Here is a 9,416-nt window from a genome sequence, read left to right on the forward strand (position 1 = left end):
CCCGAGTGGTAAACTTCAGCGCCCCCGCCTTTTGAATATCCTCAAAAACTTCGCGACCTTTCCATCTCCCAGAGCAGCCGGCTTTGACCCTCCAGAAGCTTGCCCATGCGCTCGAGGAGGCTGCGGTCGTCAGTCGAAGAATCCCGCTTCGACAGCGTTTGCGACACCAGTTTCTGATAGTCGGCAACCAGTGTCTGATGTTGACTGATCAGCTCAAGCAGATCCGATGACTCCAGCAAGGGCCGGGATGGGTCCTTGCGCGGGGCCACGTCATAGGTCGTGCCGCCGAGCACCTCTTCCTTCTCCATCTCCGCCGCCCGATAGAGTTGGACGACGTCGATCAGTTCGGCTGTGTCGTCGCCAGGCAGGATGGCGATCTCGACAGGCAGGCTCTTGCCGGGCGCCAGCTCGATCTTCCCGCCGGACTCTGCGCTGTCGGTGGCGAATTTCCAATTTTTCGGCAGCCAAGCGACGAGCCGCGTTTCGATAAGGTAATCGAACGGATTCGAAAGAACGATCCGCGCATCGAGGTGGTCAGATCTTCCGGAATTGAGAAGCTGGACGTTTCGATGAGTCACATTGTTGTCCCGCGGCGTGATGAAGTCCGGCACCTGGGATCCTGTCGCGGTCGTGGAAACGGGGTCGTCAGCCGCATCGACAACCGCAAACAGACAATAGTGATCGGGATGCGGCAGCGTCGGGTTGTAGATCGGCGCGGCAAAATCGAACGATAGCACGGCCGAGCCGTCGCCGGAGCTGCCCGCGACGGAGGCTCCGGAATAAGGCAGCGAGACGATCGTCTGCATAGGCAGCGGATGCCACACCGATAGATCCGTCGAGTCGGAGGGGAACACTGTCCAGAAGTCTGCCGGCAGCGCCGGCAGCCCTGCCCCGGCGAAGGCCCAGTGCAGCTTCACTCGAACATCAGCCGCGCTACGGGTGCCGCGATTGTGAACGCGCACATAGACGCGATTGAGCGTGTTCGACACCGGGTTCTCATGGACAAAGGCTTCGAAATTCACCGATGTCGCCGGCGGCGTTGCGAGATAGGGCGGCGCGTCGACCTTGATATCCACGCTTTGCCAATGCGGGATGAAGCCGCGCATCTGCTCGAAGGTGACGTTTGACGGCTGCTCGGTGTTGCCCCAGTCGAGCCGGTTGTCGCGCAGAAATACGTCTGCGCCTTCTCGTCCGCCCGCCATGCGAGGGGCCACTGTCCGGACCGCCTCAAAGGCGTTGACCCGGCCGTAGCCATGCGTGGGTGCGGCGCTGCTCGCAGGGGCAGAGAAGCCGGTCTCGCCGGAATATGCGCCAGCCGAGTCGGATATCTTGTCGGCGGTATCCTGCAACAGCCGCTGGACCTGCTGGCGCGTCAAGGAATTGTCCAGCGAAAGCACGAGACCGGCAACCCCCGCCGCCACCGGAGTGGCGAATGAGGTTCCGCCGAAGCAGAAAGTGTAGTCGCGGTTGGCGCTTGGTGGCGGCGCCGGTTCGACCGAAGTGCACGTGATTGGCGGCGACACATCGTTATAGCCGTTCGTGCCCTGCCTGTCGGTGGTCACCGCGTCGAGCGTGCCGCCATGGGTCGGGCCGAGCACATCCATGCAATCGCCGAAGCCTCCGGGCGAGAAGCGGTCCTGGTTGGTTGCGCGGCTGACCGCGATCACATTCGGAAGCGACGAGATATCGGGGGTCGGCCCCGTACAGTCGTTTACGACACTGTTGTTCATCGCAAACAGCACCACCGTGCCCAGCCCGCCACGTCCGGCCGTTGCCGCATTGTTGAGGGCGGTCACGACATTTGCCGTCGAGATCGTGCCGATCGGATAGCCCCAGGAATTGCTGATGATATGCGCGCCCATTGCCTGGGCGTAGCCAAACGCCAGACCTTGCGCGAAAACCGGGCCGTTCAAGCCCGCGATCGGCAGGAAGGTGCATTGCGGGCATGTTCCGGACACGCCGAGATTATTATTGCCGCGCGCCAGCGCCGCGCCGGCTGCCGGGGTTCCATGCTTGTCGCCGAACGAAGGGCTAAGATTGTTGTCGCCGCACGGAACCGATGCGATGCAGGCCGTGAAGTCCCAGCCATTGACGTCATCGATGAGGCCGTTGCCGTCGTCATCCATGCCATTGGCCGGCGTTTCGCCGCCATTCGTCCAAAGGCCGCCGGTCAGATCCGGATGGTTGATCTCGAAGGCATCGTCAATCACCGCAATGATGATGTTGGAACTTCCAAGTCCGAAGGACCATGCCAGATCGGCGTCGATGTCCGCATCGGCGGTGCCGAGCCCCTGGCCGGTATTGTTCAGATGCCACTGACTGCCGAAGAAGGTGTCGTTCGGGATGACCGCAGTCTGGCGCACATCGACCGGCCGATAGAAGTTCGGATGGGCGAAGCTGATGCCGGGGTAGCCGTTGATTGCATTCGAGACTTCGAGGGCATGTCGCGTGTTGCTTGGCAGCAGCCTGACCACGAACTGATGCTTGTCGAAGGGATTGCCGCCGACGACCTCTGCAGAGAACTCCTTGGCCACCTGTTGAATGAGGTCGGGCTCCTTGCCCTTCGCGATCTGCACCACGATCTTGTCGGTCAGCACGAAGGGCAGGTCGGACTCACCGATGGTGACGAATATGCCTGAATCCACGACCACTTCGGGCCGGGAAGTCATCATGTCGCGAGCCGAAGCATTGAGGCTCTTGGCATCGCGCAGGTCCGGTGCCTCGATCGCGATTATGTTGCGCGGCAGTTTTGAAACGGGCTTGCCCTTGAGGCTGTCCAGCGCTTCCCGATAGCGGTCGGCATCGGTGACGATGCCATCGGAAAGGACCAGAGCGAAGCGGCCGGGCAGAATGCGGGCTGGATGCCTTTCAGTGCCCTGGATGAAGACAGTCTCGTTTGTCTCGGCCTGGGCGAACGCGGGTCCGCCCGGCAGCAGGGCCGCCAACGCGGCAAGCGCAAGGATTACTCTACGAATCCGCTGCATGATCCGAATCTGCGTTCGGGGTTCAGGCTGAGGAAGTGTGCCCGGCGGCAGCTTCCACTATCTTCGACACGCGCTGCTTGTGGAACATATCACCAGCTATCGGCAAACTCTACCGACCCATTTGGATGTGAGGGTTCATTCGCTGCTATGGCCTTCGACCTCAGATCAGGCCGGTAAAGGTGCAACGATCAAAATAAGGCGCCCATACGGTGGGGTGAAGCTCCGCTACCTCAGCGTGTTTTCCATTGCAGTGCAGCACGGCTACGGCTAGCTTCCTGGCCGGGCGGCATTATTGAGTTCGGCGAGGATTCGGAATTGCCTTTATTCATCAGATTGCCAGCGATCGAGCGCCGGCAAGCCAGAGGCATACCGCCTCTCAAGGATGTGGCCAGTCCATTGCAGGATGGCTCCTAGCTCTGGATTTCGGACCGTACTCTCCCCAAAATCAGCCAAAGGCCGGGCCTCATGGCGGATCGGGTGCCAGGTTTTCATAGCTTGTGCACTCGCGGCTGCAGATACCCGAGGTGCACCACTTTATGCTCCAGGAATTTCGCGCCGCAACGCTACTCCCGCTTGATTCCGAAATAATCATAGTCGGCGCTGGCGCGGTCGGCCTCACGCTGGCCGTCCACCTGGCACGCGCCGGGAAGAGAGTGCTGCTCCTTGAAGCCGGGGATCGAAACCCCTCACCTGAAAGCCAGGCCATTTTCAAAAGTGCTACTTGCACCGGATATAATTTGACAGGACTGCATGAGGCGCGATCGCGGGCTCTCGGAGGGACCACCAACCTCTGGGGAGGCCAGCTTTTGAAGTTCGATCCAATCGTTTTCGGAAGGCGTGAATGGCTTCCGGATAGCGAATGGCCGATCTCTGCCGAGGAACTGGAATCAGACTACGAACTCGCATTCGAACTCCTGGGCCTGCGGTGTCGGCTGGATGACGGTGCCGTCTGGAAGCGATTGAAGGTGTCGCCGCCAGATACCGGACCCGATCTCGATTTCTTTTTCACCCGCTGGGCGCCTGAAACCAATTTCGCACGCTTTTTCGAGCACGACCTTCTTACCATTCCCCGGCTCAAGGTCCTGACCAGAGCTCCGGTAACAGGGTTATCGACGGACGAAAGCGGGAAGAAAATCGGCGTAGCAATCACCGGTGCTGACGGCACACGGCACACCCTCTCCGCTGAAAGGGTTATCCTTGCGCACGGTACGATCGAGATCGCGAGGCTGTTGTCTATGCCGTTGACCAATGCTCGCGTGGCACCGTGGGCGGACAATCGTTGGATTGGCCGAGGTTTTTGCGATCATGTTGATGCATATGCCGGCGCGGTAACGCCGATCAACGCGAAGCGCTTTCATCAGCTGTTTGATGCTGCCGTCATCCGGGGGCTCAAGTACCTTCCAAAACTGAAGCTGTCTGAAAGTGCACAACGTGCAAGAAAGCTGCTTGGGATTGCGGCTCATTTCGTCTTCGATCCGGAAAACGGGCAGGAGCTAAAGGCACTAAAAGCCTTCGCCAGAAGCCTTCTCAACGGGAAACCTGATAGAAGGGTGCTTCAGGATACTCCACAGATCGCTTCCTTGGCCAAATCCGCGTTACCGTTAGTCACGCATTATCTCAGGCATCGTCGAATCTACAATCCCGCCGGACAGCGGCTCCAACTGAGATTGACGACCGAGCAAATAGCTCTTCCGGCCAGCGGATTGCGGCTTGGGAGCAAAACTGACTGCTTTGGCATGCCTATCGTAGAACTGGATTGGCAAGTTGATGGTGCCGAACTGGAGACCATGGCTGAGTTCAGTAATGAAGTGGCGGACTTCTTGCAGCGAGAAGGCTTGGCCACAGTTGCGCTTAATCCGCTATTGGCAGACAAGGATCCGGCATTTCTTACGCAAATTGATGATGGCTATCATCACATGGGCATGGCCCGGATGGGCTGGTCTGAAAGAGACGGGGTGGTCGACAGTAATCTAAGGGTTTTCGGTACAAGCAACCTCTTCATCGTCGGCGCCGCTACCTTCCGTTCAACTGGTTTTGCCAATCCGACACTGACAGGAGTTGCGCTGGCGTTACGCCTTTCACGCGCTATCCAGGACGGCTTGATCTGAGTTAAGGTATCTGTGCGATCGAAAGACTGTCGTAGTTGAGGGGTTGACAACTCGATCATGTTTACGTTGACGTCAACGTAAACGGAAGACGTCGATCGTGGAGCCACATCACCGAATTTCGCGTGATGAATGGCTGAAGGCCCCAAGAGGCCCCATCTGGAGAGCGAAAAAGCGCTGACACCAGATGCGCGAACGAGGGCAACGAGCAGGCAATCCGGGCTGCATCCGGCGCCACCACGAGGCGGGAGGCTAGAGCATCGGACCGAAAGTGGAATCCGGTTTTCGGAAATCCGATGCTCCAACAAGGAGACAGATCGACAATATGCGTCCGTCAGGACGCATATCGACCCAGCCCCTGAACGCCAACCGCAACGACGAAGAGGAGACAACCATGAAGATAGTGACCAGCCTGAGCTTCCGGGGCCAGTGCCGCGAGGCGTTCGAATTCTACGCGAGGGTGTTGGGCGGAAAGATCACCGCCGCAATGCCCTATGGTGATGCGCCTGAAGGCATGCCGATCACGGACGAGAAATACAAGAACTGGCTGATGCATTGCTGGCTTGAGGTTGGCGACCAGGCGCTGATGGGCGCTGACATGGACATCGGGTGGGCCCGCAATATCGACAAACCCAAGAACGGCTTCGATGTCACGCTGCACACTGGAGACAAAGAAGAGGCCAAGCGTTGGTTCGATCAGCTGTCAGAAGGTGGCAAGCAGGTCATGGCGTTCAGTGAGACCTTCTGGTCGCCCGGATTCGGCTCCCTTATCGACAGATTTGGAATCCCATGGATGATCAACGTCGTTCCTTCCGCCGACTGGAGCCCGCCGCAGAGCTGATCGCTGGGGGGCGATATCGCGAGCTGACCACATGATCGGCAGGTGCGTGACTGAGCGTTGGCCAGCCCGGGAAGGCTCTCCTTCGCCGGCATCAACTGGGCGAGCCCCAGTGCGGGCAGTTCCTCATTCAAGCTGCGCAGTGTCGGCTTCATAGATGGCTTGGCAGGTTCCGGAGCGGGCGGGGAAGAACGCGAATTCAAGACCTTTGATCTGTTCGATCGAATAGGCGAGTTGTTCCGAACCACATACGACTGCCTCCATCTGCTGGTTCTGAAATCGGGATGGCAGCATTGCATAAGCCGCCTCGGCACCGCGGCCAATCCGTAGGGTGAAGGTTAGGGTGGAGTTTTTCCATTGAATGTTGTCGAACTGCGATCCATTCCGACCGTCAAGCCACGACAGCATCTGGGCGGCTGAGATCAAGGCAACTCCCTGCCGGCGCGCTTCGCGGATGAGGATATCCGCGAAGCCGTCCGCAAAATCGTAATGCGTACCGAATACGCCGAAAAACTGCTCTGGGCCAAGCGCGCGCGCGAGCATGAAAGCAACGCCCTCCGACTGCGGCACACCGTTTTCATTCACCAGCTGCGTTCCCGCCTGGTAAATGTCCAGAACATTGCCGTTCTGGTCCACGAAGGGCATCGGAAAACCTGAACCGGTCATGAAGCCGGGACGCCCTTTTATCCAGGAAGGTGGCCAGTAGTAGTAGTTCAAATCGAAACGTATGCCGTGCTCACGTTCAAGTCGCGGCACATCCACCCAGCCGTTCCACACGATGCAATGAATGCGCTGCGTCTCCTGCTTCGGCAGCACGCCGTATTTCGCCCGGAACTGCCCCAGCTGGAATCCGATTGTTCGTGCGAGCAACATATTTTCTTGGTTCTGGCAGACCGTGTCGATATGGACACCAATTTCGAAGCCCAAATCATGGAATTTTTTGGCTTCGCCGCGCGCAAACTTCGTACCAGGCGCCAGATATGCCGTCGCGCGCGGGCAATTCCAACGATCCAGACTGCAATCGGGCGGGCTCATATCGGAGAGCTTGGCGAAGAGGCCAGCAGTGCCGCCTTTTGTCTGGTGATCATCGCCTGCCATGATGATTGCTGCCCGCCTTTTGTCTGGCAGGTACCAGAACCGTGGAAGCGGCGTGCGCGCCGTTACGGCGATCAGATTCGCAAGAAGGCGTTGCTGCTCGTCGGCCTGCGGAATTCCTACGGTGTCGAGGTTCAGATAGTCCGGATAGAACAGTTCGTTCGGACGGCGCGGTGGGAACCCGTCGCGCTCCTCACCCGCCCAATCAGGGTTGCCTTGCCGCAGATGCGCGACAGAGCGCGCAAGATCAAAGGAGAAGGCCACTGCATGCCCTTGCCCTACCCGGCGCAACGTAATCGCCGGATAAGGCAGCGGTTCGGTCGGACCCGCATGGAGTTGCGCAACCGCCTGGGGCTGCGCATCCTCCGTCAAGGATGGGCCTTCCGTTCCACGTGATTCGTAGATGTCTGCCGCGCCGTGGATCTGAATCGGTTCGCTGACGATTCCTTTGCTCGCGGCAAGCGTGCTGTCTGCTTTCAGATAGGCTTGAAGGACGGGTGCGCCAACCTGCTTCAAGCCCATGAGCGGCAGCAATTCGGGCCCAGGCCGCATCGCGATGAGACTCCCCCCGGCTCGCACCCAGTCCTCCAACGCCGCGCGATCGGAGAGCGACACATCCGAAGTCGCAAGGAGCACGACGTCGCGATGCGCCAGTACATCGGGCCGCAAATTTCCGGCCGTCGTTCTCGTGAACGAGTTCTGTCCTTCCGCCTTCAGAATTTCGGCGTAATACGCGCCGAACGGGTTGTCCTTTCCAGAGACGATTAGGATGGGCGCGTTCGAGCTCGCAACCGGCGCGGGTCCATCGCCAACGGTGAAACGCGAGCAGTGATCGCCATCCGTCGCGAACGGGAAATCGACCGAGGCAGCGACGCAAATCTCGTATCTCGACGACCACCGCAGCGGCTCCTGAGGCCGTACCACAAGCACGTACTCGTCCTCGATGTGCAGAGATTTGGCCACCGGGAGGTTCCGAGCGTCCAGGAGCGTGACCGACCCTCCGTCAAAATCGCCCGCTTTGACCGGCCGGTTGAATTTGATCCTTATTTCGCGGCCCGGATGCACATCCGTCTCGCCATCGAACGGTGCCAAAGAAACAGGGCTGATTGGCGCGAATTGCGCCACTGCGAGCCAAGTTCCGCAGCAAAGCGGCACAAGGGGAATAGTCAACTCGGACAGCATGGCCTTTCCCTCGGCGCGTGCTTGGCTCTTTCTGTATCGGTAAACAAGTTTCAGACCAGTCTGGTTCCATGAGAGTCCTGCCGTTTCGTGCGGCCGCTTGAGGCCACAAAATCATCGGGCATTGAACGGCCAGGGGAGAAGCGGCGGTGCGGTTTGGCCACAACCTACGGCCATAACCGCACCGCCCGTCCTCCCCGCACAATGAGCGATAATGCCGGCTTATCGGTCGTCTAGGCTCAGAGGCAAAAAACCGCCGTTCTCGGCGCGCGAATGGCCGAAAGCGATGCTCAGTGACGCTCAGTTCGACGAGAATGCACGTTCATTGAGCGGACCGGCGCCGGATTCCGGGACGGCGGTCACGGCGAGCGGCCTCTCTCGTCGAGCAGAATGCCGAAACGCGGGCCAATCGGCCAAGCGGACGAAACCTCGCGCATCAAACGGCCCGGATGACCGAGGAACTGACCCCGAGGGCGAAGCGCAAAGTCTCATCTATCCGAATTCCTGCTTTTTCGCAGGGGCCGCGCCTCGGCGATTGTCGCTTCGGTCCCGGCCGGCAATCGGCGGCTGCCTCGTCGCGTGCCGGCCGGATGCGACAGCAGCGAGCTCATGATGGGGTGCTCGCCATACGCCCGGGTCACCCGTAGATGGGATCGCCTGACGGCAAGTTCGTCGCACGCTCGGGAGAAATCTGCCGGCTCGGGCAGTCTGGCGACGCCGGGCCGGCTGCGAGGTTCCCATTCGAATGTTACGAAAACCCATTGATTCGGCTAGAATCCGCCAATGTGCTCAAAGCTCGATTCGCGCCAGACCAAGGACTTCCCGTCAGCGGATAGAATGCGAATGACAGCCTCTCCCGTTGCGCAAAATGTCGGGAAGCGGACCTTTCCCCGTTCTGCTCGATCATAGGACACACTCTGCGATGACGTCAAAACTGCCTTTCTGCGCCCACAACCTCGCTACGAAGGGGGCTGACGACGATCTCCCCGACATCGTCGACCTGGTGATGGAGATGGGCCGTGCACCGGACGAGCCGCCAGTCGAGGCCGAAGCCCGCCGCCATGCCTCCCAGTCCTTCGAACGGTCCACCGGACCTTCCGATACGCCCGAAGGCGTACCGGACGCTCACCGTTCGTCGCTCCGGAAGGCAAATCGTTGGCTTCCCGTCGGCGACGCCGGCCACTCCTCACCCCCTGCCCTGGCCGCGTCGGCAAG

4 protein-coding genes and 1 pseudogene are annotated in these 9,416 nt (G+C 59.7%); 3 read left to right on the top strand and 2 right to left on the bottom strand.

Going from position 1 to position 9,416, the window contains the following annotated elements; translation table 11 throughout:
* Positions 1-41 precede the first annotated feature (41 nt).
* On the bottom strand, positions 42-2,984 hold the full coding sequence (locus tag ACLKMW_RS21125) for a S8 family serine peptidase (RefSeq protein ID WP_415726501.1): 2,943 nt from the start codon (positions 2,982-2,984) through the stop codon (positions 42-44).
* Positions 2,985-3,520: 536 nt separating this feature from the next.
* Between ACLKMW_RS21125 and ACLKMW_RS21130 the strand changes: the two genes are divergently transcribed.
* Positions 3,521-5,092, top strand: a complete 1,572-nt coding sequence (locus ACLKMW_RS21130; RefSeq protein ID WP_415726502.1) for an FAD-dependent oxidoreductase — start codon at positions 3,521-3,523, stop codon at positions 5,090-5,092.
* A gap of 391 nt (positions 5,093-5,483) precedes the next feature.
* On the top strand, positions 5,484-5,930 hold the full coding sequence (locus ACLKMW_RS21135) for a VOC family protein (RefSeq protein WP_415726503.1): 447 nt from the start codon (positions 5,484-5,486) through the stop codon (positions 5,928-5,930).
* A 123-nt stretch (positions 5,931-6,053) separates the two neighbouring features.
* Here the strand turns inward: ACLKMW_RS21135 and ACLKMW_RS21140 are convergent, their stop codons facing one another.
* Positions 6,054-8,204 (bottom strand): Ig-like domain-containing domain, encoded by a 2,151-nt coding sequence (locus ACLKMW_RS21140; protein WP_415726504.1) that lies wholly within the window; start codon positions 8,202-8,204, stop codon positions 6,054-6,056.
* 919 nt (positions 8,205-9,123) lie between these two features.
* On the opposite strand from ACLKMW_RS21140, the pseudogene ACLKMW_RS21145 reads away from it, so the two are divergent.
* A pseudogene (locus tag ACLKMW_RS21145) lies at positions 9,124-9,416 on the top strand (hypothetical protein); the annotation flags it as partial.

The organism is Borborobacter xinjiangensis (assembly GCF_047739745.1).
Classification (GTDB): Bacteria; Pseudomonadota; Alphaproteobacteria; order Rhizobiales; family Rhizobiaceae; genus Pseudaminobacter.